Source organism: Streptomyces sp. NBC_00271, assembly GCF_036178845.1.
GTDB lineage: Bacteria > Actinomycetota > Actinomycetes > Streptomycetales > Streptomycetaceae > Streptomyces.
Map to the genome: position 1 here is coordinate 1,090,613 of NZ_CP108070.1, position 25,987 is coordinate 1,116,599.

The following is a 25,987-nucleotide window of genomic DNA, read 5'->3' on the forward strand; positions in this document are numbered from 1 at the left end:
TCCTTTCAGTGGCGTGGCGTACCGGGGGTCGCACGGCGTACCGGTCGGACATACTGACCGGTACGCCTCCTCGGCCGGTACGACAAGAAGATGAACGTGATCACAAGTGGTTAATCTTCTCATCACACAATGAACCCGCCCAAAGGAGGCACTCGTGACCACCTCGTCGCAGCCACGGGTATCGGGTCTGGAAATCCGCTCCATCGACTACGTCCCCCTCGACGAGCGGCACGGGAAACTCTGGCACCTGGGGCCTCTGTGGTTCATGTCCAACGCGCAGATCGCCACCCTGGCGGTAGGGCTGATCAGCATCACCGAGGGCGGCAACCTCATCTGGTCGCTGATCGCGATCGCCACGGGCACCATCCTCGGCACGTTCTTCATGGCCTTCCACTCCGCGCAGGGTCCGCAGTTGGGACTGCCGCAGATGATCCAGTCACGGCCGCAGTTCGGCTATGTCGGGGCCCTGCTCGTATGGCTGTTCGCCTATGTGCAGTACGCGGGGTTCAACATCTTCAACACGATCCTGGCCGGTGAGGCCCTGCACACCACATTGCACGGCGGCGTCAAGCTGTGGGTCGTCGTGGTCACACTCATCGGGTTCGTCATCGCGCTGGTGGGCTACGACGTCATCCACCGCGCCGAGCGGGTCCTCACCTACACCTTCCTGGTCGTCTTCGGGATCTTCACCGTGGGCATCCTGCTCACCCTGCACTATCCCCCGGGCTCCTTCGACCTCGGCGGCTTCCAATGGACCCCGTTCCTCGCGCAGTTCGGCGTGGTCGCCGGATACCAGATCAGCTGGGCCATCTACGTCTCGGACTACTCCCGCTACCTCCCGCCGGACGTGACCGTCCGCAAGACCTTCTACTGGACGTACTTCGGGTCGGCGCTCGGCGGCATCTGGCTGATGTGTCTGGGGGCTCTGCTCGCCGCGTGGGCGGGCAAGGACTTCGAGACCGTCCGCTCGATCAACGCGGCGGGCGACAAGGTCTTCAGCGGCTTCGGCGCGATCGTCCTGCTGTTCTCCGCCCTGGGCCTGATCTCGGTGACCGCCCTGAACATGTACGGCGGGTCCCTCACCCTCATCAGCGCGATCGACTCGTTCAAGAGAGTGCGGCCGACCGTCGCCGTACGGCTCGTGACGATCGGCCTCACCGCCGCGCTCTCCGTGGTGGGGGCACTGGCCTCCACCGCCCACTTCCTCGAGAACTTCAACAACTTCCTGCTGCTGGTGCTCTACCTGTTCATTCCGTGGACCGCCGTGAACCTCATGGACTACTACGTGGTGCGCCGCGGCCACTACGCGGTCGCCGAGATCTTCAACCCGCACGGCATCTACGGCCGCTGGGGCTGGCACGGCATCATCTCCTACCTGGTCGGCTTCGCCGTCATGGTCCCGTTCTTCTCCGTCGGCACGCTCTACGTCGGACCCGCCGCCCACGCGCTCGGAGGTGCGGACATCGCCCTGTTCATCGGGCTGCCCGTCTCCGCGGTGCTCTACTGGCTGCTCACCCGGTCGATCGACGTCGATGCCGAGGCCCGCCTGGCCGAGGCGGAGATCGCGACGCTGGAATCGGCGGCCCACGAGCACCGAGAGCCATGACCTTGCCATAACGACGTCGCCGTCCATCCGACCGGCACGGCCGAGAACCGCGGGGCACGTTGGTGCGTCCTGTCTGTCTTGCAGAGTGACGGCCGCCGCTCGGGGCGCGAACAACAGCAAAGGGTGATCATGAGGCGGAAATGGGTGCTCGCCGCAGTGGTGGCGTTTCCGATGGCTTTCGTGGGGTGGATCGCCTGGACGGTCATCACGGCCCTCACAGCCGATCCGATGACCCAGGTGGAAGCCGCCTCGTGCGACGACGCCATGCACTACGCGGACCAGGACGGGCTGCCCAAGGGGGCTCAAGACGCGAAGTGCACCGTCCGCGCCTGGCTGGACACGGATTACCAGGCGCGATTTACGATCACACGCACGGATCTGGACGCGTGGCTCAAGGAGGCCTATCCCGGCACCCGTCTCACGTCGGAGAACTGCTCCGGGACACCGGCGGACGTCTGCGCTCACATCGATCTGCACCCCGAAGCTGCAGGCGGGGCGATGGCGGTGGACATAGCAGTGCAGTACGGCAAGGACTCGACAGCGGTCGTCGATTTCTCGGCGTACGACGTCTGACGCAACGGGCGCCGCCTCCCGCACGATCGGTTGCGGCCGCCGCCCCTCCCTCCCGGCTGACCTGTCCGGTCACAGCACTAGACCGCCGCGAGCAACGGCGCGACCAGACCCCGCGCCCACTCGCCGGACGCGGGCTCCACGCTGAAGATCGCGCGGTAGTACAGCGGACCGAGCAGTCCGTCGACGGCCCGCTCCACGCTCGGCACCTTGCCTCCTCGAGCTCGCTCCCGCTCGATGATGGCCCCGAGCTGAGCGTGCCGGTCGGCCGTGCAGGCGCAGCCGCCCTCCGGACCCGCGCCGATCGTCGCCCGCATCAGGGCGAGGACGTCGGGGTCGGCGAGGTCGGTGGCGACATCGCCCGTCCACCGCTCCAGGTCACCCGCCAGAGAGCCGGTGTCCGGCACCACGACATCGCCGCTGAACCGACTCGTGGCGACGTCGGCAAGGAGCTGAGCCACTGAACCCCACCGGCGGTACACCGTGGTCGCGTGCACGCCGGCGCGCGCCGCGATGGCGGGAATGGTCAGCACCTCGGTCGGCTCTTCGGCGAGCAGCTCCCCGACCGCGCGGTGAACGGCCGCGCGCACCCGCGCGGAGCGGCCGCCGGGACGGGGCTGAACTATTGCTTCGGTCATGCGGAAATTATCGCACTGATCGCTGCGTTAGGGGAGAACTGCTAACGCAGTGATCACTGCATTCCGAGAGAGAGCGCATGTCTGACGCACCCACGTCCTCCAAGATGATCCCGTCGGCCTCAGCCACAGAGGGCCCACCGTCCGGCCGTGTGCGGCGCGGGCTGAGCCGACCGGTGGCCTTCGCCTCCATCGCGGCCGTCTTCGTCCTCTTCATGGCCGCGTCGAGCGCGCCGTCGCCGCTGTACGTCATCTACCAGCACGAGTGGAGCTTCTCGGCGACCACGCTGACCACCGTTTTCGCGGTGTACGTCGTCGGAATGATCGGGGCGCTCCTGGTGCTCGGCGCACTGTCCGATCACATCGGCCGCCGGCCGGTCCTGGCCTCGGCCATCGCCCTCGAAGTGGTGGCGATGGCACTGTTCATCGTCGCCGACGACGTCTCGATCCTTCTGACGGCCCGCTTCGTCCAGGGTGTCGCCACCGGCGCGGCCATGACCACACTCGGCGCGACCCTCGTCGATCTCAACCCGCCCCACGCGCCGCACCGCGCCGGCGTCATCACCGGTGCGGCCCCGACGTTCGGACTGGGCCTCGGTGCACTGGGCTGTGGTGTCCTCGCGGAGTACGGGCCGCACCCGACCCGGCTGGTCTACGTGTTGCTGCTCGCGGCTCTGGTCCTCGCCGGTCTGCTCGTCGCCCTCATACCCGAGACGGCACAGCGCCGGCCCGGCGTCGTACGGTCGCTTCAGCCTCGCCTCGGCGTCGCTCCGCGACTGCGCACGGACCTGATGGCGCTCGTGCCGATCCTGGTGGCGAGCTGGGCACTGGGCGGACTGTATCTCTCTCTCGGTCCGTCAGTGGCCGCCAACCTCTTCGGCCTGTCCAGCCATGTCATCGGCGGCCTGGTGGTCACCCTGCTCTGCGTGCCCGCCTCGATCACGGCGTTCGCGTTGCGCGGCTGGCCCACCGAGCGCACGCTCGCCCTTGCGGCCACCTTGCTGCTGCTCGGCACGGCCGTGGGCCTGGGCGGTGTGGAGGCGAACTCGCTCACGATGGCCGCGTCCGGCACCGCCATCGCCGGAATCGGCTTCGGTGGCTCGGCTCTCGCCAGCTTCGGCACACTGGCCCGAATCGCCGAGCCGGCCGAGCGGGGCGAACTGTTCGCGGTCGCGTTCGTCATCTCCTACCTGGCCTTCAGCGTCCCGGCCGTGGTCGCAGGGATCGCGGCCACGAACGTCGGCCTGCACGAGACCTCGGTCGTCTACAGCGCGGCCGTCATCGCCTTCAGCGCCCTCGCGCTCGCCGCCCAACGGCTCCGCACGGGACGGGCCAGGAACACCGGCCAGTGCGGCCGACCCGCCACGGCCCACCACTAGAGAAACTCCGATAGAGAAACTCCGACACAAACGCCCTCACCACCGATCCATGACGGGTGGGCGGGCACACGAAGCCCCCGGCAGGCACAGAGGCTCACTGCCGGGGGCTTTGAACTCCAGAGGAACGACACGACCGCACCCAGGACCGTCGTCATCGCCGATGCCCGCGACGGCATCGGCGCGGAAGGTCAGCGGTCGGCGATGTCCTCGCGCAGGCCGTCGGAGAATTCCCACCACGACAGGGGAAGCCAGTCGCCGTTGACGAAGGCGTCGACCGTAGCGCCTCGGCCGCGGACCGTCACGGTCGTTCCCGGCGGGTAGGTGGTGCCGGACAATCCCGGCACGGGGACAAGCAGCGTTCCCAGTCGCTGTGCTGACATCTTTCGGCCTCCTTCGCCGCTGCATTTCTCTGCACGGCACCGGGCAGTTATTCACATCGACGTTACCGGCTTGTCCGATCGCGCAGGACGGAGAATCATGAGAGATGGGTCACGCGGAGAATACGGGCGGGGGCGTGGACATCACATACATGCGTCACCGAGCGGAGGTGGCAGCCGTGAAGGCCGTCGTTTACAAAGGGCCGTTCAGCGTTGCGGTCGAAGAGGTTGAAAAGCCCAGCATCCAGCATCCGAACGATGTGATCGTACGGGTCACTTCCACCGCGATATGCGGATCCGATCTGCATATGTACGAGGGCCGTACCGCCGCTGAGCCCGGCATCGTCTTCGGCCACGAGAACATGGGAATCATCGAAGAACTGGGCCAGGGCATCACCTCGCTCAAGGAGGGCGACCGTGTGGTCATGCCCTTCAACGTAGCCTGCGGGTTCTGCATGAACTGCGTCGAGGGATTCACCGGTTACTGTCTGACCGTCAATCCCGGCTTCGCGGGCGGCGCGTACGGATACGTCGCCATGGGCCCCTGGAAGGGCGGCCAGGCCGAATACCTGCGCGTACCCTTCGCCGACTTCAACTGTCTGAAGCTGCCGCCGGGAAACGAGCACGAGAGCGATTTCATATTGCTCGCCGACATTTTCCCCACCGGATACCACGGTTGTGAGCTCGCCCAGGTCCGCCCGGGCGAGAGCGTCGCGGTGTACGGCGGAGGTCCGGTCGGACTCATGGCCGCATACTCGGCTCTGATGCGCGGCGCGAAGCAGGTCTTCGTCGTGGACCGGGTCCCCGAACGGCTGCAGAAGGCCGAGGAGATAGGCGCGGTTCCGATCAACTTCTCCGAGGGCAACCCGATCGAGCAGATCAAGGACCAGACGGACGGCATCGGCACGGACAAGGGCATTGACGCCGTCGGCTATCAGGCGACAGGGCACGGCACGGACCGCGAAGAACCGGCGACCGTCCTGAACTCGCTCGTCGGCACGGTTCGAGCCACCGGAGCGCTCGGAGTGCCCGGCCTCTATGTGCCCTCCGACCCCGGCGGCCCGGACGAGCAGGCCAAGCAGGGCATGCTCCTCGTCTCGATCGGCAAGCTCTTCGAGAAGGGCCTGCGGATGGGGACGGGACAGTGCAACGTGAAGCGCTACAACCGGTACCTGCGCGACATGATCATCGAGGGCAGGGCGAAGCCCAGTTTCGTCGTCTCCCACGAACTGCCCCTGGATCAGGCACCGTCGGGCTACGACAAGTTCGACAAGCGGATCGAGGGCTACACGAAGGTGATACTGCACCCGTAGCCCTGCGGACCGCACCCTCCGGCCACTGCCGCTCGCCGGCTGTCGCGACGTGATGCCCTACCAGACGCGCTGGGAGTTCCGGCGGACAGGGAACGTCGGCGGACGGTGTCCGTGGGCCTGGCGCCGCCACTCCCCCTGCGTGAGGTCGCTGTCGGCGACGGGAGTCAAGGCGGTGAACCCTCCCCCTCGCGCAGCGGACGACGGCGGGCCCCGGCGGAACAGAATCCGCCGGGGCCCGCCGCCCGGGTACGTACGACCGGTGACCGGCGTCAGTCCGTGCCGGACTCCATCGCGGCGCGGTCCAGCATCGTCTCCTCGTCCGTGGCCTCGCCCCGCGAGGCGATCACCTCGGCGCCGCCCTCGTCCATGGCGCCGATCAGACCGGTCGAGGCCGCCTGCGCGGCGCCGATCGGCGTCGGGTGGTCGCTGCCGACCAGGCCCAGGGCCGCGTACTGCTCGAGACGGGCACGGGAGTCGGCGATGTCCAGGTTCCGCATGGTGAGCTGGCCGATGCGGTCCACCGGGCCGAACGCCGAGTCCTCGGTCCGCTCCATGGAGAGCTTGTCCGGGTGGTAGCTGAGCGCCGGGCCCCGGGTGTCGAGGACCGAGTAGTCCTCGCCGCGCCGCAGCCGCAGGGTCACCTCACCGGTGATCGCCGCGCCGACCCAGCGCTGCAGCGACTCGCGCACCATCAGCGCCTGCGGGTCCAGCCAGCGGCCCTCGTAGAGCAGTCGGCCCAGCCGCCGGCCCTCGTTGTGGTACGCGGCCACGGTGTCCTCGTTGTGGATCGCGTTGACCAGACGCTCGTAGGCGATGTGCAGCAGTGCCATGCCGGGCGCCTCATAGATGCCGCGGCTCTTGGCCTCGATGATCCGGTTCTCGATCTGGTCGGACATGCCGAGGCCGTGCCGACCGCCGATCGCGTTGACCTCCATGACGAGGTCGACCGGGGAGCCGAACTCCTTGCCGTTGACGGTCACCGGACGACCCTGGTCGAAGCCGACCGTCACGTCCTCCGTGGCGATCTCCACCGACGGGTCCCAGAACCGCACGCCCATGATCGGGTCGACCGTCTCGATACCGGTGTCGAGGTGCTCCAGGGTCTTGGCCTCGTGCGTGGCGCCCCAGATGTTGGCGTCCGTGGAGTACGCCTTCTCCGTCGAGTCCCGGTACGGCAGCCCGTGCGCGAGCAGCCACTCCGACATCTCCTTGCGGCCGCCGAGCTCCGTGACGAAGTCCGCGTCCAGCCAGGGCTTGTAGATCCGCAGGTGCGGGTTGGCGAGCAGCCCATACCGGTAGAACCGCTCGATGTCATTGCCCTTGAACGTGGAGCCGTCGCCCCAGATCTGCACCCCGTCCTCGAGCATGGCCCGCACCAGCAGCGTGCCGGTCACGGCACGCCCCAGCGGCGTGGTGTTGAAGTACGGGCGCCCGCCCGACCTGATGTGGAACGCACCGCAGGCGAGCGCGGCCAGCCCTTCCTCGACCAGCGCGGCACGGCAGTCGACGAGCCGGGTGATCTCGGCGCCGTACGCGGTGGCACGGCCGGGCACGGACGCGATGTCGGGCTCGTCGTACTGACCGATGTCTGCGGTGTACGTGCACGGGACGGCGCCCTTGTCGCGCATCCAGGCGACGGCGACCGAAGTGTCGAGCCCGCCGGAGAAGGCAATGCCGACGCGCTCGCCGGTGGGGAGGGAAGTGAGGACCTTGGACATGGCAAGATTATGCAACATCCCGCATGGTCATGCAAGGCCGCCCCGCGAAAGGCCCGGCGCCCCGCGGGTCGAGAAGTGACCGAGACCACAAAGGAAACGATGCCGTTTCGATAGCACCGGAGCTACGCTGATGACACCGAAGTGAACGAAACCGTTTCGTTCGCAGGGAGTGCGGTGGCGGACACCGACCCACGTCGGCGCTCGCCCCCATCCTCACGAAGGGCGCCCGTCATGACCTCCGTACTCGTCGTGCACAGCCAGTCCCTGCACCGGCTCGGTCTGCACATGCTTCTGGCGGCCGAGCCCGACCTGACCGTCGTCGGCGAGGCGACGAGTGGCGCCGAGGCGGTCCGCATGAGCGCCGCGCTCGGTCCCGACGTCGTCGTGATGGGCACTCACGCAGCCGATCCGAACGGCGTCGAGGCCATCCGCCGCATCACCCGGCCCCTCACCCCACTTCCGGCACCCGAGCCCGTCACAGCCGGCGGACACCCCCCGCGCGTACTGGTCCTGACCCCGAGCAGCCACGAGGGGTACGCCTACGCGGCACTGCGCGCCGGAGCCGGCGGGTTCCTCCCCCAGGACGCCACCCCCGACGAACTGACCGCGGCCGTCCGTATCGTGGCCGCCGGAGACGCCGTCACCACGCCCAGCGTCACCCGTGCGCTCATCGACGCCGTCCGCCAGGAGCACCCGGCCCGCACCACCGAGCGGGAAACAGGGCTCGACATGCTCACCGAGCGGGAACGCGACGTCCTCACCGCCGTCGCCTCCGGCTGGTCCAACGCCGAGATCGCCACGCGGCTGTCCATCGCGCCGACCACCGTCAAGTCACACGTCAGCCACATCCTCGCCAAGATCGGCGCCCGCGCCCGCGTGCAGGCGGTGGCCTTCGCCTACGAGTCGGGCCTGGTGCGACCGGCCGCCTGACGCCGACCCGCACCGCAAGGCCGCAGACTCCGCGAGCAGGTCCGCGTCGCGGTGCCACTCCGCGTAGGCCACGCCTCCCCTTCGCGCCGCGCCCCGAACGAGGCCGCCGCGACCCCGGAACGCCTGTCAGACACGCGCGGTGGTGCCACGCAGGACGAGCCGTGGCGTCAGTACGACCTCGCGGGACTCGGTGCGGCCCTGGTCCAGGCGCTCCACGGCGGCGACCACCGCATGCCGGGCCTGTTCACGGGCGCTCTGGCTGACCGTGGTCAGATTGAAACAGCTCAGGCGGGAGAGGGCGTCGTCGTCGTAGCCGACCACGGACACCTCGCCCGGGACGGCGACCCCGGCACGGGACAGAGCGGCCAGGACGCCGATGGCGGACTGGTCGTTGAACGCGACGATGGCGGTGGGGAGTTCGGCGCCGTCGAGCAGCTGGCGGGCGGCACGTTCGCCGGCCGCCTCGGTGTTGTCGCCGCGCAGGACCCCGATGTGCGCGTCCAGGCCGTGACGACGCATGGCGGCGCGGTAGCCGCGGCGACGGTCGGTGGCGATGACACCCTTGCCGCCGTCGACGTAGGTGATCGCGCGGTGGCCGAGCTCCACCAGGTGGTCGACCACCTGGCCGACCCCGTCGTCGTCGGCCGAGCGGACGACATCGAGGTCGGCGTCGGCGATCCGGCGGCCGACGGCGATGACGGGAGCCTTGCGGTCCAGCGCGGCGAGTGCGTCCCCTGAGGCGGTCGGGCCGAGCAGGATCAGGGCCTCGCTGCGGAAGGCCAGCAGCGTCTCGACGGCGGTGTGTTCGTCGCGGGTGCGGGTCTGGGTGCTGAGGACGAGGTCGTAGCCGACCTCCTCGGCGGCCGTGTGGAGGTGCTCGACCAGATCCGCGTGGAAGGGGCTGTGGATGTCCACCATGACGCCGAGCAGCCGGGTGCGTCTGCTGGCCAGCAGACTGGCGGTGCGGTCCACCTGGTAACCGAGCTCGGCGGCGGCTTTCAGGACGCGTTGCCGGGTGCGCTCACTGGGGCCGGGCACACCACGCAGCACCAGGGAGACGGACGCGGTGGACACGCCCACGCGGGCGGCCACGTCCTCCAGCCGGGGGCGTTTGCTCGCGCCGTCCCTGCGACTCGCGGAAGCGTCATCGTCCACTCGCACCTCCCGGCAGATCTCCTCGGGCAACACCCTTGACACGTTCACGAAACGAGCCGATAGTACCAGAACTTAAAGCGCTTTAAATTGTCCTGACGTTCCAACGAAGTCAGCTCGGACCGCTACGGCTCCCGGCATTCCGAGACCGGCCACGTCACCGTCCCGCAGACCGAGTTCCCCAAGCCACCGCACCGTCTCGACCCCGGGACGGTCATCGCACCCAGGGCCATTGACCCCACCGAGTCGAGGGCCCGCGTCCGGCTGCCAACAGCTTTCGGGCCACCCCACCCGCTTCCGAGACCCGCCGCACCCGATGCAGCAGGTCTCTCCCGCGCACCACACACCGCGACCGAAGCCGCCCCGACCTCCCCGGCCCCATCCCGCGGCCGTCGATCCACAGCCCACTGCCCGTCACTCCCTCTCACTTGCTCAGCGAGGTGCACGCGCCATGAGCCACACATCCCTTCCCCGTTCTCCCCGTTTCCGCAGAATCGCCCCCGCCGTGGCGGTGGCCGCCGCGGCCGCTCTCACCCTCGTCGGCTGTTCCAGCAGCTCCGGCGGGAAGAAAGCCGCGGAGAGCGGGGCCGCGGTGTCGGCCGGCAAGGCCGACACCCCCCGCATGACGATCGCCATGGTCACCCACGCACCCTCCGGCGACACCTTCTGGGACACCATCCGCAAGGGTGCCGAGGCCGCCGCCGCCAAGGACAACGTCAAACTCATCTACTCCAACGACGAGACCGCCGCCGACCAGGCCAACCTCGTGCAGAACGCGATCGACCAGAAGGTCGACGGCATCGCCGTCACCCTCGCCAAGCCCGACGCCATGAAGGCCGTGGTCGCCAAGGCCGAGGCGGCCGGCATCCCGGTCGTCGGCTTCAACGCCGGCCTGTCCGAATGGAAGAAGCAGGGTCTGCTGTCGTTCTTCGGTCAGGACGAGTCCGTCTCCGGCCAGGCGCTCGGCACCAAGCTCAACGACACCGGCGCCAAGCACGCCCTGTGCGTCGTGCAGGCCCAGGGGGACATCAACCTGGAACAGCGCTGCGCCGGTGTGAAGAAGACCTTCAGCGGCGAGACCGACAACCTCTACGTCAACGGCACCGACATGCCGTCCGTGAAGTCGACGATCACCGCCAAGCTCGCGCAGGACAAGTCCATCGACGAGGTCGTCACGCTTGGCGCCCCGTTCGCGCTGACGGCCGCACAGGCGACGTCCGAGGCCGGCAGCAAGGCCAAGGTCGCGACCTTCGACCTCAACAAGGACCTCATCGCCGCCATCGAGAAGGGCAGCATCCAGTTCGCGGTCGACCAGCAGCCCTACCTCCAGGGCTACTTGGCCGTCGACTCGCTGTGGCTCTACAAGACGAACGGCAACTACAGCGGCGGCGGCGAGCAGCCGATCCTGACCGGCCCGGCCTTCGTCGACAAGTCCAACGTCGACACCGTCGCCCAGTTCGCCACGAAGGGCACCCGGTGATGCGCATGGCCCAGCAGGCAGAGCCGGCGGTGACCACACCGCCGGCCCCCGGCCCCAAGGAGACCGACGGACAAACCGAGCAGCGCTCCCAGACACTGCGGCTGCTCGCCCGACCCGAGGACGGCGTGCTCCTCGGCGGCACCGCCGTACTCGTGCACTCCCTGAGCGGGTCACCCCGGGCGTCCTCGCCCGCACCGCCAACAACGAGATCTCGTTCGGGCACGTAGAGGCCCCACGCGCAGGGCGGACATGACCTGTCGGCATCCCCGGTGCACGAGTCGGTTCACCAACCTCCACCCACCGCCGGGCACCGCCGCTGGACGGAAGACGTCCTGCCCCAACGCTCCACCGTCTCCCCGTGACCGGAAGGCACACTCTCGTGAAGATCGCCCTCGATCCCTACATGATCCGCAACGTTCCGCTCCTCGAACTACCCGCTGTGGTCGCCGAGTTGGGCTACGAATGGATCGAACTCTCCCCCCGGGAGGACTTCATCCCCTTCTTCCGGCACCCGCGCGTCGACGACGCGACCGTACGGAAGTTCCGCAAGGCACTGGACTCGGCGGGCGTCGGCGTCTCCTCCGTCCTGCCCCTGTTCCGCTGGTCGGGACCGGACGAGGATGCCCGGCAGGCCGCCGTCCGCTACTGGAAGCGCGCCATCCGGATCACCGCGGATCTCGGCGTGGACAGCATGATCTCCGAGCTCAACGGCCGGCCCGAGGATCCGGACCGCAGCGAGGCCCAGTTCTGGAAGTCGATGGACGATCTGCTGCCGCTCCTGGAGCAGGAGGGCATCCGCCTCACCCTGGAGCCGCACCCCGACGACTTCATCGAGAACGGCCACGACGCGATCAACCTGATTCGCGGCATCAACCACCCGAACGTCGGCTTCCTGTACTGCGCCCCGCACACCTTCCACATCGGCAACGACGCTCCCGGCATCATCCAGTACGCCGGCGACCTGCTCACCCACGTCCACCTCGCCGACGCCCTGGACCACACCGCGTCCTCCGGCAACCGCTACATACTCAACCCGCCCGGCACGCACGCCCGGATCCACCAGCACCTCGACATCGGCCAGGGCGAGGTCGACTTCGCCGAACTCTTCCGCGAGCTGCGCGCGAACGGCTTCGACGGCACCCTCACGGCCTGTGTCTTCGCCTGGGAAGAACGCGCCAAGGAGTCCTCCGTCTTCATGCGGAAGAAGATCGACGAGTACCTGGCCACCTGGTCCTGACGGACCACGTCCGTCCCGGCACGACCGCCCCGGCACGGACGTCCCGGGTGCGGGCTGACATTCCTTCCTCGTGAACCTTCCTTGTGAACCCTTGAGAGAGGCACCCCCATGTCCACATCCGCCAAACCCCTCTCCGTCGCGGTGATCGGCGCCGGCATGGCAGGCCGCAGCCACGCCGCCGGCTACCGCAACGTCAACACGGTCTTCGGCGCCGGTCTGCCGCCGGTCCGGCTGGCCGCGATCGCCGATGCCAACATCGAGCTCGGCGAGGACGCCGCCCGCCGCTACGGCTTCGAGAAGGCACTCCCGAGCTGGGAGGCCGTCGCCGAGGACCCGACGATCGACGCCGTCAGCATCGTGGTCGGCAACGCGCTGCACCGACCGATCGCCGAGGCACTGGTCACCGCGGGCAAGCACGTGTTGTGCGAGAAGCCGCTTGCCGGTTCGTTGGAAGACGCCCGCGCCATGGCCGAGTTGGAGCGCTCCGCCGAGGTCGTGACCGCCGTCGGGTACACCTTCCGCCGCTCCCCCGCCATCGCCGCGATCCGCGAGCACGTCCGGCGTGGCGAGCTGGGTGACCCGACCCTGTTCAGCGGCCGCTACTGGTGCGACTACGCGACCGACCCTAACGGGCCGCTGAGCTGGCGGTTCAAGGGCGGCCTCGGTTCCGGTGCGCTCGGTGACATCGGCTCGCACGTCATCGACGCCGCCGAGTACGTCGCGGGGTCCATCGCCTCGGTCTCCGGTGCCTCGCTGTCGACGCAGATCCCCAAGCGGCCCCTGCCGCTGGGCGCGGTCGTGGGGCACAACGCGGCTCCCGTCTCCGACGAGTTCGGTGAGGTCGAGAACGAGGACACCGCGTCCTTCACCGCCCGCTTCGAGTCCGGTCTCGTCGGCACCTTTTCGGTGACACGCACCGGCTTCGGCCTGCCCAACGGGCTGTCCTTCGACATCCTGGGCGTCGGTGGCCGCGCCGCGTTCGACCAGCACCGGCCCGCCGAGTACCTCTTCGACGACGCCCAGCCCGAGGCTCGTACCCGAGGCGCGCGCCAGATCATCGTCGGCCCGCAGCTGCCGTACTTCGCGGGCGGGGTCCCGATGGAGGCGCCGGGTGTGGGCGCCAGCAACTCCGACAACTTCACCTACCAGGCCCGGGCCTTCCTCGACCAGGTCGCGGGCGTCGCCGAGCCGCTGCCGGCCTGCGCCACATTCGCCGACGCGCTGCGGACCATGGAGATCATCCGGGCCGTCGTCGAGTCCTCCTTGGGCGGTGGCGCCGCCGTCACGGTTCCGCCCGCCGCCTGACCGCCTGCCCCCCACCCGCGTCCAAGGAGCACACACATGGCCCTCAAACTCGGCGCCTACACCGCCTGTCTGCACGACCGGCCCCTCACCGAGGCCCTCGACATCCTCAAGGAGAACGGCCTGACCTCCGTGGAGGTCAACACCGGCGGCTTCATTCCGTCCCCGCACTGCCCGGTCGACCTGCTGCTGTCCTCGGCCACCGCGCGCGAGGAGTACCTGGCGACCTTCGCCGACCGCGGGATGGAGCTGACCGGCCTCAACTGCAACGGCAACCCGCTCAACCCGCTCCCCGGCGTCGGCCCGAAGCACGCCGACGACCTGCGCCGCACCATCCGCCTCGCCGGCCTGCTCGGGGTGAGGCACGTGGTGACCATGTCCGGCACACCGGGCTCCGACCCCGACGCCAAGTACCCGTCCTGGGTCGTCAACCCCTGGGACGGCGTCTACATGGACGTCCTGGACTACCAGTGGGGCGTGGCCGTCGAGTTCTGGAAGGAGATCGACGCGCTGGCCCGGGAGAACGACGTCCGGGTCGCCATCGAGATGCACCCGCACAACCTGGTGTTCTCCCCGGTCACCGTGAAGCGGCTCGTCGACGAGACGGGCGCGACGAACGTGGGCGCGGAGATGGACCCCTCGCATCTGATGTGGCAGGGCATGGACATCGTCGCCTGCATCAAGTGGCTGGGTCCGCTGGTGTTCCACGCCGCGGCCAAGGACGCGACGCTCTGCCCCGGCGCCGACATCCGTGGCGTGCTGGACACCTCGTTCACCCGCGTGCCCGCCGACGCGCCGGGCAAGGTGCCCACCGGCTACGGGTTCTGGTGCAACGCCTGGCCCGAGAACCCGGCGTGGAAGTTCGTCGCCGTCGGCGTCGGACACGACGTCGCCTACTGGACCGAGTTCCTGCGCGCCCTCGCCGAGATCGACCCGGACATGGCCGTGAACATCGAACACGAGGACGCCGCCTACTCCCAGACCGAGGGACTGACTCTGGCCGCCAAGAACCTGCAGGGCGCCGCGGCCGCCCTGTAGTTCCACCCCACCACACGGCCCCGTGCCCACCGACGGGCGCGGGGCCATCGACTGGCCCCGCTCACCCGGTCAGCTGCGAGCCAGCCTCACAAGGAACTAGATCTCCGAGTCGTTCCACCGCACACAGATCTCGATGCCGTCGGTGTCCTCCTCCTTCCGCCTGAAGAACCGGGCGTACTTGTCGAACTTCGCGGCGATGAGGACGGCTTCCTCGGTGCAGTTGTCGACCTCGATGAACAGCAGGGGCACATCGTCATCTGGGGCGATCACGACGACGTCGGCGCGGGCGCTGCCGATAGCGGGGTTCTTCCAGGTGCCCTTCACCGGGAGCGCGACCTCGGTGGCGTAGGAGGTGATGGTGCCGATCCCCTTGGAGGCGTCGACGGCGACCTGCGCGGCGGCAACCGCTTCGGCCGACTCCCCAGCCACCAGGCCGAGGTCGGGCTGCCACCACATCATGTTGTTGCCGGTTCGAGGCAATCCCATACGGCGCCGGCGCTCACAACTGTCTGCGGCCGGGTAGCCATGTCCCAGATACCCGACCGCACAGGTCGCCGATTCGCGCGCTCACTCCCCGGCCGAAGCAGCATGGTTGTCACCTGGGAGGCAGGCTGATGGTCACGGACGCTCAATCGGCAGCCTTCCTGTCACCAGGTCGGGGCGTGACGCCCATTCGGTCGGTCGGCTACAAAGCTGCCGTACGGAAGAGCGACAGCAGGTTCTGGGCCGGCAGGGCGCCCGGGTCGAAGAACTGCGTGGCCAGAGCGAGTGGCACGGTCGTTCCGTGCATGCGGACCTCGTGACAGGTGAAGCAGAACGCCGCCTCGAACAGCGCCAGGTCGAGAGAGTTCTCGTACGCCCGGACGCTCCAGCCGGGCGAGAAGCCGCAGCGGTGCTGTTCACTGCCGGGCAGGCTCTCGATCAAGGTCAGCGCTGCGGCAGCTTCGCTCCCTGCCCAGTGGGCGACCGTCGTGCCGGGGTATGGGACGTCCCGCCTGGTCGGGAGGGCGGAGATTCGTACGACCTCGATCAGCACGGTGGCGGCAACGGCTTCGGCGGGGAGCTGCATGTGCGCAGTCTGCCCGCCGGGTCGGCGGCCGGGTAAGGGGCACAGGCACCTTCGGCAGACGCAGCCGGTGTCAGTTCGATCGACCCGATGTCATCTACCGCGAAGTTCGCATCGGCAGAGCCAGCCACTGCCGCGAAGTGACAACGCGCCTGCCGTGGTGACAACTGTCATGCTTCGGCTCACAATGATCGAGTGCTCGGCGTGCACGCGATCTGTTCAGAAATCCAGGTCGAGGTAATCGATGTCGTTGATGGCCACGTCCGAAATTCCCGTGGCGCGGCTTCCGCCGTCCTGGAAGTAGATGTCCTTGAATCCTTCGGCGATGATCCGGCGCATTTCCTGGTCGTCGGCACCGGCGTCGCGGGCGTCGAAGAGGCGCTGTGCGTAGGTCGCGGGGAGGTGGACGGTGAGGCGACGGAAGCGGCCGTCGTCGGTGGTGCCGATGGGGGCGGTGTAGCCGAAGCGGGCCCTCGTCTCGACGGTGATGCCGCCCGTGGCGGCGGCCTGCTTGCGTCGGCGTTTGCGAACCAGCGGCTGCCAGCGGGATCGCACCGCGGCGTCGATCTTGGCGGTGATGTCCTTGGGCGGGTTCTTCCTGGCTCCGCGCCGGTAGCGGTTCACCGAGTCGGCGGTGACGCCGAGTTCCGCCGCGACGGCCTTCGCGCTCCCCAGCTGTTTGAGGAGGTAGTTGATGCGGGTCGGAAGGGTCTTGGGCGGTTCTCGGGTGAAGGCTTCCCGGTCGGCGCGTTCGATCGCGTCGTCGATCTGTCCCACGGTTCTACTCTCCGTCGTCCATGACGGCGTCGCCGCCCTTGATGTGGCGGGCGGGGTTGAGGCCCTGTTCCATCAGGTCGACTGCCCAGGCCAGATCCTGGACGCCCTCCAGTTTCGCCAGGCCGGGGGTGGGGCCGAGGCGGAAGCCACCGGGCTGGGGCTTGCCGGAAGCGCTGTAGGGCAGGAAGTCCAGCGGGCTGCGGCCGGGTGAGGGGTAGACGACGCAGTCGGACAGTACCGCCAGCGGGTACAGGCCCGTCATCTTGACCATGTTGTTCAGCTTGCGGTGCATGTTCACGCGCGCCTTGGAGATGACCGCGGCGCGGATGTCGGGGCGCCAGGTCGGGCGCTCCAGCGCGGGCCATCGTTCGCCCTGCCGGTAGTGGCGGCCCTGCGGGCGCTCGCGGAGCTTGCCGATGCCGCCCTTGATGGTTGCCTTGATCGCGGCGAGAACCGCGGCCAGAGCCGGGTCGGCATCCTTGTGCCGCTCCATCGCCGCGAGGAATTCGGTGTCGGTGAGGTCTTTGGTGACGCCGAGGTCGGCGAGGGTGTCGACATAGGCGGTCTTGAGCCGGTCGTGCCAGGGATCCAGGTACGCGCCCGTCTCCCGGCGCAGATACGCCTCGATCGGAGCGACGTTGTGGCCGAGTTCCTGGGCATAGGCGACGGTGTGTGTCTGGTACCAGGCCGGGCCCTGGGGGCGGATCCCGGACGGGGTGAACGGCGAGGGCAGACGCGGGTCCGTCTCGATGCGGCTGAGGTCGACCAGCCAGGAGCCGGGGATCTTCGGGTTGAACGCGGGAGCGTAGAAGTGGTCCGGGGCGGACAGGCCCACCGTGAGGCGGGCCGAGGCCGCGAGGAACGCGGTGTTCAGGTCCAGGCCCACCGCCCACGGCAGGGCCGCCTCCTGCCCCGTGAGCAGGTCCACGTCGCGGACCCACTGGTAGGCCTCTTCGTCCAGGAAGCCACCGCTCCAGCCGGAGTTCACGACCACGGGATGTTCGGGGGTGGCCTCCGGCGGCGCCGGATCCATCGGTTCGGTGCCCACTGAACCCGGGTTGTGGCCGGACACCCAGTTCCCGGTCTCCTTGTCCTGGAGGGCCCGGGTGGGCGGGCGCAGCGCGGTCATGAGCTCCAGTCCGCAGACGGCCGTGCTGCCGCGCGGGGTGCTGACCCTCATCGCGTAGACGCCCAGGACGCGGGCGATGTCGGCCGGCTCCATCTGTGCGACGCCCGGCCAGGAACGCTCGTCGAGGGCGTCCCAGGACAGGACGGCGAGCTGGACGCACTGGCGTCGGCCCGACTGCGCGGGACGGTAGATGCGCGCCCACGGGCCGAAGCCGCGCTGGGTGAGGTTCCATTTCGCCTTCGCCACCTGCTTGACCACCGGGTGGTCGGCGGGCAGGCGCAGGGAGCGGCGTTGCTCGTGGCCCTCGAGGTGCTCGGGGAGGCCGAGTTTCACCGCGGCGCTTGCGGTGAGGACGATCAGGGGATCGGCGTCCTTGCCGTTGCGGTGCAGTTTGGCTGCGCCGAGGCCGGATTCCGCGAGCGTCCATTCCACGAGTTCCGGGATGGTGGCGGCGGGGCAGTCGAGCACGATGCCGGCTGTCGCGTAGGCGGAGCCGTCGCCGTCCAGGACGGCGAGTGGGCCGTGGGGAAAGCGCTGGTCGGTGTCGAGGGGTTGGGCAGCTGGCCTCTTCACCGGCTGGTGTGCGGATGTGGCGGGCAGGGCGATGGGGCGCCCTTGGGGTGCCCAAGCGTCGGGCGTCTTCACCGGTGCGGTGGCGTCGGTCTCGTGGAGCGCGGGTGCGGGGGCCGTGAACGCCGTGGAAGGCGTCTCCTGTTGGGGCGAGGGAAGAAGCGGGGCCGGCACCGTCACGGGCGTGCCATGTGCGGGGTATTTCGCAGCCCAGCCGTTCAGCAGTCGCTGATATGCCTCCAGGCGGGGCGACTTCGGCTCGCTCCGGCCGTTCTCCCAGTTCTTGACGGACTGAGTTGTGGTCTTCAGTGCGGTCGCCAATCGGGCCTGGGTGATACCGGCGGCCTCACGCAGCCGGGCGCGCTCTGCGGGATGAGGGAGCTGCGGCTCCGCCTCCAACAGTGCGTCGACCGACGCGAACAGCTCTTCCTCGGATGCCACAGACCACTACCTCCGCTCGGGACCTTACCAAGCCCCACACTGCCATTTAACCCTTTCCTTTAACCCTTTCATGGAACATTCGGGGTGTCGCGCCGACTTCTCCCACGACCGTTCTCCCGACCTGGTCCCGAATCACCGAGCCTGGCGACACCGCTGCAAGACGCGCCGGTTCCACCCTCCCGGGCGAACACGCGACCCGCGCCGACAACGCCCCTGCACGGACCGATCCCGCAGCCGCCGACACGGTGTGATCCGCCCACAGGGGACGCCCCATCGAGCGCAGCCCGGCCGGACCCTCGGTGGCGATGACAGCGGATCGTTTCAGCACCTGGGAGCTGCATCGCGTTATCCCTCCTGCAGCCCCCTGCGAACGAGGTTGTCCAGCCCTCACCGGCAGCGACGCCCACTAACTTCAGCATCCAGTGATCTCGGGGGTATGGAGGTTGTGGTGGCTTGTGACCTGCGCAAGGTGGCCGATGCGCTGCCTGGAGTGGCTTCTCGGCACGGGCCGGCCGGGGTTGCGGTGCGCGCAGGGCGTCTTGGGCACGCGGGGCGGATACCCCGACCCCTGCTTGGGCGGGCACGACACCAACGGCAGGGAAAGGCCCAGCTCCCCCGCCGCTGCCAGGGAGCCTCTCAGGATCCCGGCGAGCACCCGGGCATCGTCCAGGGCGTCGTGCGCCCGCTGCTGCGGCACTTTGTAGTAAGCGGCCAGGGAGGCCAGCTTCAGGTCGTCGGTGGGCGGCGCGACCCGCCGGTTCAGCGCCAGGGTGCACATCCGCTGTGAGACCGGCAGCCACGAACGGGCCCGGGCGAACTCGCGCGCGAGGAACTCGTAGTCGAAGTGGGCGTTGTGTGCCACCATCACCCGGCCGGCCAGCAGCGTCCCGATGTGCTCGGCGACCGACTCGAAGGCGGGCGCGCCCCGCAGGCGCTCCGTCGTGAGGCCATGGATGTGCACCGGCCCGGGGTCACAGCCCGGATCCAGCAGCGTGGAGAACTCCTCCGCCAGTTCCCCCGCCGGATCCAGTGTCAGCACCGCCACCGAGAGCACCCGGTGCTCGTACGGCTTCAGGCCCGATGTCTCCACGTCCACGACCGCCCACCCGGTGGCTCCGGGCACGGCGTTGAACCCATCATCGGAAATCGGCACCCCATTCATGCCGGTCAGCATCCCTTGTCCCGCCCCACTGCTCAAAATCCTGCGGCCACCGCTCTTCTGCCGGGTCTCGGCCGGCGGTCTTCGCACCGGTGTTTCCCGACGTCCGGAGCACAGCACACGCCACGGAGCACCGCGGCCGCGCGATCCGATCCGGGCTGAGCCCGAGGAGTGGATCGAGAGGGCATTCGACTGTTCACGCCACGTCGGGCGAGTTCGGTCCTCCGGTTCGATGCGGTTCAGGCGCTCACTGCAGGACCTGAGCGGTGCGAGCCGACGAGAGCCAACTGGGGAACTCCTGCAGAAGCCGGTCGTAGAGGAGATCGTCGCGTATGGTGCGCGGATCGCGGCCGGCGTGGAAGAAGCCTGCGTTGTCGACGATGCGGTGTCTGGGTACGGCCAGGTCGTCGAGACGGCGGAGAAAGGCGAACTCGTTGTCGTCGAGGTCGCCGAAGCCGATGAATTGCCAGAACAGCGGCAGGCGGGCGGCTTTGCACAGGTAGCGTTCGGCGGCGGACTTGCTGGTGGGGCCGCCGTCGGTCTGGAAGATCACCAGGGCTGGGGCGTCACTGCCGGAAGCGAGGTAGTGGTCGATGACCTCGTCCATGGCCCAGTGGTAGTTCGTCCGGCCCATGTGGCCGAGGTTCTCGTGCAGCTTGTTGATGCGGCCACGATGCCCTCCGAGGCTGAGATCGGTGGATCCGTCGACGTCGGTGGAGAAGAACACCACTGGCACCGTGCCGTCGTCATCGAGGTGGGCAGACAAGGAGAGGACCTGCTCACCGAGATGCTGCATGGTGCCGTCCTTGTAGTAGGGCCGCATCGAACCGGAGCGGTCCAGCACGAGATACACGGCAGCACGCACCCCCTCGAGACCGTGCGCGCGCACGCTCGACCCAGCCGCCTTGTAGAGGCTCAGCAGATCCGGGGCCTGCGTCTGCATCTTGGACAGACTGATTGCCGAGGCCTCATTCTGAACCCTGCCCATGGTCACCACTCCTGTGTCACGCAACACTCTCATCCTCTCGGTCGAGGCGGTACCACAAGGAAGAGTTCTCCACCGGATCCCTGACCGGCGCACCCCAGGTCAACGGCCCGACCGCCCAGAAGGGGTGGCCGTCGGCGGTGGCGGATGTCCACGTCGCCCTCCTGCCCGGTCCGGCACCCCCGACATGTGCGCGCAGGGGGTGTGTCAATTTAACGGCTGATCTTGGTTGTTGAGTGGTCAGTTGTTGCTCGGGGTCAGGCGGCCCTCGAAGGCGATCTGGAAGGCGTTGAGGGGTGCCTTCCAGCGCATGGTCCACCGCTTGCGGCCCTTCCCTGTCGGGTCCAGGCTCATCAGCGCCATGTAGATGCACTTGAGGGCGGCGGCCTCGTTGGGGAAGTGTCCGCGGGCGCGGACGGACCTGCGGATGCGGGCGTTGACGCTTTCGATCGCGTTCGTGCTGCAGATGACCTTGCGGATCTCGACGTCGAAGGCGAGGAAGGGCACGAACTCGGCCCAGGCGTCCGACCACAGCTTCACGATCGCCGGGTACTTCCGGCCCCACGTCTCCTGGAACTCCAGGAACCGCTCCGTCGCGGCGTCCTCGCTGGGCGCGGTGTAGACGGGCTTGAGGGCCCCTGCGACCTTGTCCCAGTCCTGGCGGGCGGCGTATCGGAACGAGTTCCGCAGCAGGTGAACCACGCACGTCTGGACAATCGTGCGAGGCCAGACGGCCTCCACGGCCTCGGGGAGCCCTTTGAGCCCGTCGCAGACCAGCATGAGCACGTCGTCCAGGCCGCGGTTCTTCAGCTCCGTGCACACGTGCAGCCAGTACTTCGCGCCCTCGCCGCCGTCGCCGGCCCAGATGCCGAGGATGTCGCGGGTGCCGTCCACCGTCACCGCCATCACCACGTAGATGGGACGGTTCGCGACCTTCCCGTCCCTGATCTTGACGTTGATGGCGTCCACGAACAGGACGGGATAGACGCGGTCGAGGGGACGGTTCTGCCATTCGGCCATGCCCTCCATCACCTTGTCGGTGATGGTGGAGACGGTCTGCTTGGACACCTCCGCCCCATACACCTCGGCGAGATGAGCCGATATCTCTCCGTGAGTGAGGCCCTTCGCGGACAAGGAAAGCACCATCTCGTCGACGCCGGTCAGGCGCCGCTGTCGCTTCTTGACGATCTGCGGCTCGAAGCTGCCGGCAGTGTCGCGGGGCACCTTTACTTCCACCGGCCCGACATCGGTCAGTACGGTCTTGGCCCGACTCCCGTTGCGGGAGTTGCCGCTGCCCCGGCCGACAGCATCGTGGCGTTCATAGCCGAGGTGATCGGTGATCTCACCTTCCAGAGCAGAATCCAAGACCCGCTTGGTCAGCTGCTGCAGCAGCCCGCCCTGCCCGGTCAGCTGCAGCCCCTCCGACCGGGCCCGCTCCACCAGCGTCGCGACCAGCTGCTCGTCAGAAACGGGCGCAGGCTGCCCGGACGGGGCACTCTCGACAGGTTCCACGGTCTCCAACTCCACGGCGGTGTCAGCCACTTGACGTCCCTCCCATGATCGTTGGATCCGCCGTTAGATTTACACTCCCCCCCTGGGGTGCCTTGGGCGTCTCACGCGTAACGGCGCCGGGACGGAGGTGCTTGCTCGGAAGCCAATTGATCTTCAGCTGGCATGTGCGTACCAGCCATCTCGTTCAACACGGTGACGCCACGGTCACGTTGTCGTCGGCGATGCGCAGCACCCGGCCCCTGGCATAGTAGATCGACGTTGTGCCGTTGCCGCCGAGACGCATGACGCAGCCGAGTGCCGCCAACGGGTCGGTCGCGGGCTTCGAGCCGTCGGCGAGGGCGAGCCGGACCTGGGAGACCTGGAAGGCCGGTACACCGAGGGCCATCGGAAGGCGCACCGGTCGGCCTTCGCGGACATCGGCGGCGAGATGATCACCGAGGCGGTACGGCAACAGGACGAGGCCGACGATGACGAACCCCAGCACCGCGCCGCCGACACCGCGCAGCCACAGACTGCTGTTCCAGCCGAGTCGGACACCCGACGGCCGCAACCATAAGATTACGAGGGCAGTCGACGCGCCGCAGGCCAGGATGGCGACTACCGAGACTGTGCCGGCCCTGCCGCCGCGCGCTGACGCCCAGGCTGCGACGGAGACGACCGTGGCAACCGCGACGCAGCTGGCGGAGATCAGCAGGGTGATCATGGCGCGGCTCCGGACGATGTGCACTACCGCCCGGCCTCGTTCGGCCGCGCGTAGCAGCCACCGGGCGCCGAGGAAGAGGGCGAGACCCGCGATGCCGACGAGGAACGCACGGATCGCCAGCCAGCTGAAGGAGATGCCGGCCTCCTCCGGCGCCACCCCGAAACTGCCGTAGAACCGTGCGGCCAGCACCCAGCCGAAGGCGTAGGAGAACCCGGCTACGCCGGTGACAATCTGTGTGGTCCGGCCGAACCAGTTCGACAGGCGCTCCGCGAACGTCGACGGTACGCCCTCCCCCACCGGCGCCTCGCTCACAGCATCTCGATGAGGAGCAGAATCGCCGCCACTGCGCCGCAGACCAAACCTACAGCGAGTGCAACTCTTTCTTTGACTCCGTAGCTCAAACCGCCCTGCCGTAATGGCTCGGAGACCGTCGTACGCACCGCCGTGCGTGGTGTGTGGGTACGCGCCGGAGTGTCCTCGAGGGCCTCGTCGAGAATCGCAAGCCACCGGTGCAGCGGGGGGCGAGGAGTCGTCGCGCGCACTGACTCACGGAGGACTGGCAGCAGTGCCGCTGGTACCCCTTCCTGGGGCGAGTCCTGGGAATCGGTGGCTGAGGGACGCCACGACGGGGTGCCGAATACCCGGGCGGTCAGCAGGCCGACGGCGTAGGTGACCGAAGCCTGGTCGGGGCGGGGAACTTCACCGCCCAGCACGCGGGGATCGGTCCAATCCGTGGTGGTGAGCAGCGGATCGTCGACTGTACTGCCCGCTGGCCGGATCGAGTCACAGTCCAGAATGAGTACTGCCGGTTCGGGCCGTACGCTCCACAGCAGATTGCCGGCGGAGATGTCCTCGTGCACCAGGCCTCGCTCCTCCAGCCAGGCAAACGCTTCGACCGTCAGCCGGAGGAGCACGAGCTTCTCCCGAACGGTCGCCGGCTCGACGCCCACGCGGGCCGCGCGGGTTTCGTAGAGCAGGTAGTTGAAGTCCCGGGCCCGCACCCTGTTGGTGGAGAGCTGCGCGCGGTAGGTCATTTCGGCCTTCGGTACGAGCACGCCGGACACCGCCCCGCCGTCCGCCGTCACCACAGCGAGCGGCCAGGCGAAGCGGCGCCGTAGGAAGGCACCGTCATTGCTGTCGCTGTCCAACTCGCGGTGGAGCCGTACCAGGCGGTCCAGGTCGGCCTCGGAACGCTGGATCGCGTACTTTTTGTACAGGACGCGGTCCTCATGGCCGAAGACGTCGAAAACCGTGGACGAGCCGCCTCGCGACCCGGCCCCATAGGTGCGGAGCTCTCCCTCCGGTACGCGCTGTGGCAGGCTGGGCCAGGTATGGGGTACAGGCTGAACGGTCACGTCACTCCTCCGCAGTCGGTCAGCGGATGTCGGTTTCGTTCAGCGGCGGGTTCGGTGGCGGCATTCGAGGCGGATCCGAGTCCCGGTTGATCGAGACCATCGTCGAGGCGATCAACGACATGGCGTACCTCTCCAGCACCGAGGTGATCCTGGCTGCGAGTACATCGGCGGGAACGTCGCTCCACGCCTCGGCGTCCACCGGGTTGAGGCGTCGCAGGACCTCGGGTGGCAGTTCCTCCATGCCGACACCCATGACCACCAGTTGCGCGCGTGTCAGCTCGTCGAATTCGTGGAACGCCTGCTCCCAGCCGGAGTCCGAAGGCATACCGGCGGTGAGGAGAAAGACGAAGGGCCGGAAGGTCACTGTGTCATGGGCGCGGAGGACCCTCAGGTCTCGTTCGATCACCCGGCCCAGGTAGCGGAAGAGAACGCCGTAATGGGCGGCGCCGTGCCCGGACAGCCGTGGCAGGGAACGCAGTTCGGTGAGGTCGGTCAGTGGGAGAACCAGCTCCGCCTGGTCGCTGAAGGTCACGAGGCCGAGCCGAATATGCTCGCCGAGGAGCGGGTTGCTCAGCAGTTCCTCAGTGAACCGGACGACCGTTTCCTGCACCGCGTCGAGGCGCCCTGACACATACATGGATGTCGAGGTGTCCACAGCCAGGTAGAAGGGCAGTACACGCTGCACGGTCCAGTTCCCCTCTCCCCATACGCAGCTGGCGCGTCCGTCGTGGCTCGGCCTTGCGTCGTCCGTCAGCCTAGCGAACGAATCGCCTGAGCGTCATCGGGCCGTGGCGTGCGAGCCGTTCTGCCCACCAACCGGCCGACGAAGGGCCACCAGCCGTGGCTCAGCGGACAACCGACGACCAGCCCAAAGCCCTCAAACCCGCCCTCGAATCCATGATCCTGCTGGTCGCCGCGGTCATCGTCCACTACAAGGCCGCCAACCGCGTCGTCCTCCTCCAACGCAGCCAGAACGCCAAGTTCGCCCAGGGCATGTGGGACCTCCCCGTCGGCAAGAGCGAACCCGGCGAACCCATCACCGAAACCGCCGTGCGCGAGCTGTTCGAAGAGACCGGCCTGACGGTAAAGCCCGAGGCCCTGAAGGTCGCCCACATCATCCGCGGCGCCTGGGGGCGTCGAAGCCCCAGGCGGCTTCCTCACCGTCGTCTTCGCAGCCCACGAATGGACCGGCGAACCCGAGAACCGCGAGCCGCACAAACACGCCCAGGTCCGCCGGGTCCACGCCGACGCCATCCCCGAGGAGTTCGTGGACACCACCGCCAGCGCCCTCCACCGCTACCTCACCGACGGCCTCCAAGTGTCTCTGGACGGCTGGCGCTAGATCGGCCAGTTCCACCGGGCCCTCACCTTCGAGGACTTCAAGGTTCTGTCGCACTTGAGCCGAGCTACTCATGCGGCGCAGCGGACGCTTTGGCAGCGAGACCGCCCTTCTGGGCAGGGGCCGGGGTGCACCGTCGAACGACGTAAACGGGACGATGCTTGACTGTGGCGGCACGGATGTAGTCCGTGCTTTCAGAGGGCGTTCTGCGAGT

At 68.4% G+C, this 25,987-nt stretch carries 22 protein-coding genes and 3 pseudogenes; 11 read left to right on the forward strand and 14 right to left on the reverse strand.

Translation table 11 applies throughout. From position 1 onward, the window contains the following. Positions 1-154: 154 nt before the first annotated feature. Positions 155-1,606, forward strand: coding sequence for a purine-cytosine permease family protein (locus tag OG798_RS05405; RefSeq protein ID WP_121417551.1), 1,452 nt, complete (start codon positions 155-157; stop codon positions 1,604-1,606). A 129-nt stretch (positions 1,607-1,735) separates the two neighbouring features. Then, on the forward strand, positions 1,736-2,179 hold the full coding sequence (locus OG798_RS05410; protein WP_143669759.1) for a hypothetical protein: 444 nt from the start codon (positions 1,736-1,738) through the stop codon (positions 2,177-2,179). Between the two features lie 77 nt (positions 2,180-2,256). Here OG798_RS05410 and OG798_RS05415 read toward each other — a convergent pair whose 3' ends face one another. Beyond that, entirely contained in the window at positions 2,257-2,814 is a 558-nt protein-coding gene (locus tag OG798_RS05415; protein WP_328756441.1) for a TetR/AcrR family transcriptional regulator, read from the reverse strand. A gap of 77 nt (positions 2,815-2,891) precedes the next feature. Between OG798_RS05415 and OG798_RS05420 the strand changes: the two genes are divergently transcribed. Beyond that, on the forward strand, positions 2,892-4,190 hold the full coding sequence (locus tag OG798_RS05420; protein WP_095856794.1) for an MFS transporter: 1,299 nt from the start codon (positions 2,892-2,894) through the stop codon (positions 4,188-4,190). 188 nt (positions 4,191-4,378) lie between these two features. Here OG798_RS05420 and OG798_RS05425 read toward each other — a convergent pair whose 3' ends face one another. After that, positions 4,379-4,570 carry a hypothetical protein gene (locus tag OG798_RS05425; RefSeq protein WP_030190387.1) on the reverse strand — a complete coding sequence of 64 codons (192 nt, stop codon included), beginning with the start codon at positions 4,568-4,570 and terminating at the stop codon, positions 4,379-4,381. 176 nt (positions 4,571-4,746) lie between these two features. Between OG798_RS05425 and OG798_RS05430 the strand changes: the two genes are divergently transcribed. Next, entirely contained in the window at positions 4,747-5,880 is a 1,134-nt protein-coding gene (locus tag OG798_RS05430; RefSeq protein ID WP_095858360.1) for a glutathione-independent formaldehyde dehydrogenase, read from the forward strand. 269 nt (positions 5,881-6,149) lie between these two features. On the opposite strand, the gene argG is transcribed toward OG798_RS05430, so the two are convergent. After that, positions 6,150-7,598 carry an argininosuccinate synthase gene (gene argG / locus OG798_RS05435; protein ID WP_121417549.1) on the reverse strand — a complete coding sequence of 483 codons (1,449 nt, stop codon included), beginning with the start codon at positions 7,596-7,598 and terminating at the stop codon, positions 6,150-6,152. 231 nt (positions 7,599-7,829) lie between these two features. On the opposite strand from argG, the gene OG798_RS05440 reads away from it, so the two are divergent. Then, complete coding sequence (locus OG798_RS05440; RefSeq protein WP_267060545.1) at positions 7,830-8,528, forward strand: LuxR C-terminal-related transcriptional regulator; 699 nt, start codon at positions 7,830-7,832, stop codon at positions 8,526-8,528. 126 nt (positions 8,529-8,654) lie between these two features. On the opposite strand, the gene OG798_RS05445 is transcribed toward OG798_RS05440, so the two are convergent. Next, complete coding sequence (locus OG798_RS05445; protein WP_257039568.1) at positions 8,655-9,683, reverse strand: LacI family DNA-binding transcriptional regulator; 1,029 nt, start codon at positions 9,681-9,683, stop codon at positions 8,655-8,657. A gap of 448 nt (positions 9,684-10,131) precedes the next feature. Here OG798_RS05445 and OG798_RS05450 point away from each other — a divergent pair, with 448 nt between their 5' ends. From OG798_RS05450 to OG798_RS05470, 5 genes and pseudogenes are all read left to right on the forward strand, one after another. Further along, positions 10,132-11,160 carry a sugar ABC transporter substrate-binding protein gene (locus OG798_RS05450; RefSeq protein WP_328756442.1) on the forward strand — a complete coding sequence of 343 codons (1,029 nt, stop codon included), beginning with the start codon at positions 10,132-10,134 and terminating at the stop codon, positions 11,158-11,160. Beyond that, positions 11,160-11,336, forward strand: a pseudogene (locus OG798_RS05455) (ABC transporter permease); the annotation flags it as partial. The gene OG798_RS05450 and the pseudogene OG798_RS05455, both read left to right, overlap by 1 nt. Positions 11,337-11,539: 203 nt before the next feature. After that, on the forward strand, positions 11,540-12,397 hold the full coding sequence (locus tag OG798_RS05460) for a sugar phosphate isomerase/epimerase family protein (protein WP_328759986.1): 858 nt from the start codon (positions 11,540-11,542) through the stop codon (positions 12,395-12,397). 108 nt (positions 12,398-12,505) lie between these two features. Then, positions 12,506-13,702, forward strand: a complete 1,197-nt coding sequence (locus tag OG798_RS05465; RefSeq protein ID WP_328756443.1) for a Gfo/Idh/MocA family protein — start codon at positions 12,506-12,508, stop codon at positions 13,700-13,702. Between the two features lie 36 nt (positions 13,703-13,738). Then, positions 13,739-14,737 (forward strand): sugar phosphate isomerase/epimerase family protein, encoded by a 999-nt coding sequence (locus OG798_RS05470; protein WP_328756444.1) that lies wholly within the window; start codon positions 13,739-13,741, stop codon positions 14,735-14,737. Positions 14,738-14,833: 96 nt separating this feature from the next. On the opposite strand, the gene OG798_RS05475 is transcribed toward OG798_RS05470, so the two are convergent. From OG798_RS05475 to OG798_RS05520, 10 genes and pseudogenes are all read right to left on the reverse strand, one after another. Continuing rightward, a complete protein-coding gene (locus tag OG798_RS05475; RefSeq protein ID WP_328756445.1) occupies positions 14,834-15,223 on the reverse strand; it encodes a replication-relaxation family protein in 390 nt (129 codons plus the stop codon). A gap of 199 nt (positions 15,224-15,422) precedes the next feature. After that, positions 15,423-15,806, reverse strand: a complete 384-nt coding sequence (locus tag OG798_RS05480; protein ID WP_097226970.1) for a hypothetical protein — start codon at positions 15,804-15,806, stop codon at positions 15,423-15,425. A 216-nt stretch (positions 15,807-16,022) separates the two neighbouring features. Beyond that, positions 16,023-16,580, reverse strand: a complete 558-nt coding sequence (gene tpg / locus OG798_RS05485) for a telomere-protecting terminal protein Tpg (protein ID WP_328756446.1) — start codon at positions 16,578-16,580, stop codon at positions 16,023-16,025. A gap of 4 nt (positions 16,581-16,584) precedes the next feature. After that, complete coding sequence (gene tap, locus OG798_RS05490) at positions 16,585-18,720, reverse strand: telomere-associated protein Tap (RefSeq protein ID WP_328756447.1); 2,136 nt, start codon at positions 18,718-18,720, stop codon at positions 16,585-16,587. A 499-nt stretch (positions 18,721-19,219) separates the two neighbouring features. Next, positions 19,220-19,882, reverse strand: a pseudogene (locus OG798_RS05495) (exonuclease domain-containing protein); the annotation flags it as partial. A gap of 244 nt (positions 19,883-20,126) precedes the next feature. Continuing rightward, positions 20,127-20,867 carry a vWA domain-containing protein gene (locus OG798_RS05500; RefSeq protein ID WP_328759987.1) on the reverse strand — a complete coding sequence of 247 codons (741 nt, stop codon included), beginning with the start codon at positions 20,865-20,867 and terminating at the stop codon, positions 20,127-20,129. 237 nt (positions 20,868-21,104) lie between these two features. Then, positions 21,105-22,319, reverse strand: a complete 1,215-nt coding sequence (locus OG798_RS05505; RefSeq protein ID WP_328759988.1) for an IS256 family transposase — start codon at positions 22,317-22,319, stop codon at positions 21,105-21,107. Positions 22,320-22,560: 241 nt separating this feature from the next. After that, positions 22,561-23,391, reverse strand: coding sequence for a hypothetical protein (locus OG798_RS05510; protein WP_097226964.1), 831 nt, complete (start codon positions 23,389-23,391; stop codon positions 22,561-22,563). Next, entirely contained in the window at positions 23,388-24,434 is a 1,047-nt protein-coding gene (locus tag OG798_RS05515) for a hypothetical protein (RefSeq protein WP_097226963.1), read from the reverse strand. The genes OG798_RS05510 and OG798_RS05515 overlap by 4 nt, the downstream gene beginning before the upstream one ends. Positions 24,435-24,453: 19 nt before the next feature. Then, positions 24,454-25,119: a vWA domain-containing protein gene (locus OG798_RS05520; protein ID WP_328756448.1), complete on the reverse strand. Its 666-nt coding sequence runs from the start codon at positions 25,117-25,119 to the stop codon at positions 24,454-24,456. Between the two features lie 212 nt (positions 25,120-25,331). Between OG798_RS05520 and OG798_RS05525 the strand changes: the two are divergent. Continuing rightward, positions 25,332-25,776 (forward strand): annotated as a pseudogene (locus OG798_RS05525) (NUDIX domain-containing protein). Positions 25,777-25,987 lie beyond the last annotated feature (211 nt).

Excerpts from the sequence above, each read along its gene's own strand:
- OG798_RS05410 (WP_143669759.1), top strand. The coding sequence starts at position 1,736 with ATGAGGCGGAAATGGGTGCTCGCCGCAGTGGTGGCGTTTCCGATGGCT.
- OG798_RS05415 (WP_328756441.1), bottom strand. The coding sequence starts at position 2,814 with ATGACCGAAGCAATAGTTCAGCCCCGTCCCGGCGGCCGCTCCGCGCGG.
- OG798_RS05420 (WP_095856794.1), top strand. The coding sequence starts at position 2,892 with ATGTCTGACGCACCCACGTCCTCCAAGATGATCCCGTCGGCCTCAGCC.
- OG798_RS05425 (WP_030190387.1), bottom strand. The coding sequence starts at position 4,570 with ATGTCAGCACAGCGACTGGGAACGCTGCTTGTCCCCGTGCCGGGATTG.
- argG (WP_121417549.1), bottom strand. The coding sequence starts at position 7,598 with ATGTCCAAGGTCCTCACTTCCCTCCCCACCGGCGAGCGCGTCGGCATT.
- OG798_RS05440 (WP_267060545.1), top strand. The coding sequence starts at position 7,830 with ATGACCTCCGTACTCGTCGTGCACAGCCAGTCCCTGCACCGGCTCGGT.
- OG798_RS05450 (WP_328756442.1), top strand. The coding sequence starts at position 10,132 with ATGAGCCACACATCCCTTCCCCGTTCTCCCCGTTTCCGCAGAATCGCC.
- OG798_RS05465 (WP_328756443.1), top strand. The coding sequence starts at position 12,506 with ATGTCCACATCCGCCAAACCCCTCTCCGTCGCGGTGATCGGCGCCGGC.
- OG798_RS05470 (WP_328756444.1), top strand. The coding sequence starts at position 13,739 with ATGGCCCTCAAACTCGGCGCCTACACCGCCTGTCTGCACGACCGGCCC.
- OG798_RS05475 (WP_328756445.1), bottom strand. The coding sequence starts at position 15,223 with ATGGGATTGCCTCGAACCGGCAACAACATGATGTGGTGGCAGCCCGAC.
- OG798_RS05480 (WP_097226970.1), bottom strand. The coding sequence starts at position 15,806 with ATGCAGCTCCCCGCCGAAGCCGTTGCCGCCACCGTGCTGATCGAGGTC.
- OG798_RS05500 (WP_328759987.1), bottom strand. The coding sequence starts at position 20,867 with ATGGGCAGGGTTCAGAATGAGGCCTCGGCAATCAGTCTGTCCAAGATG.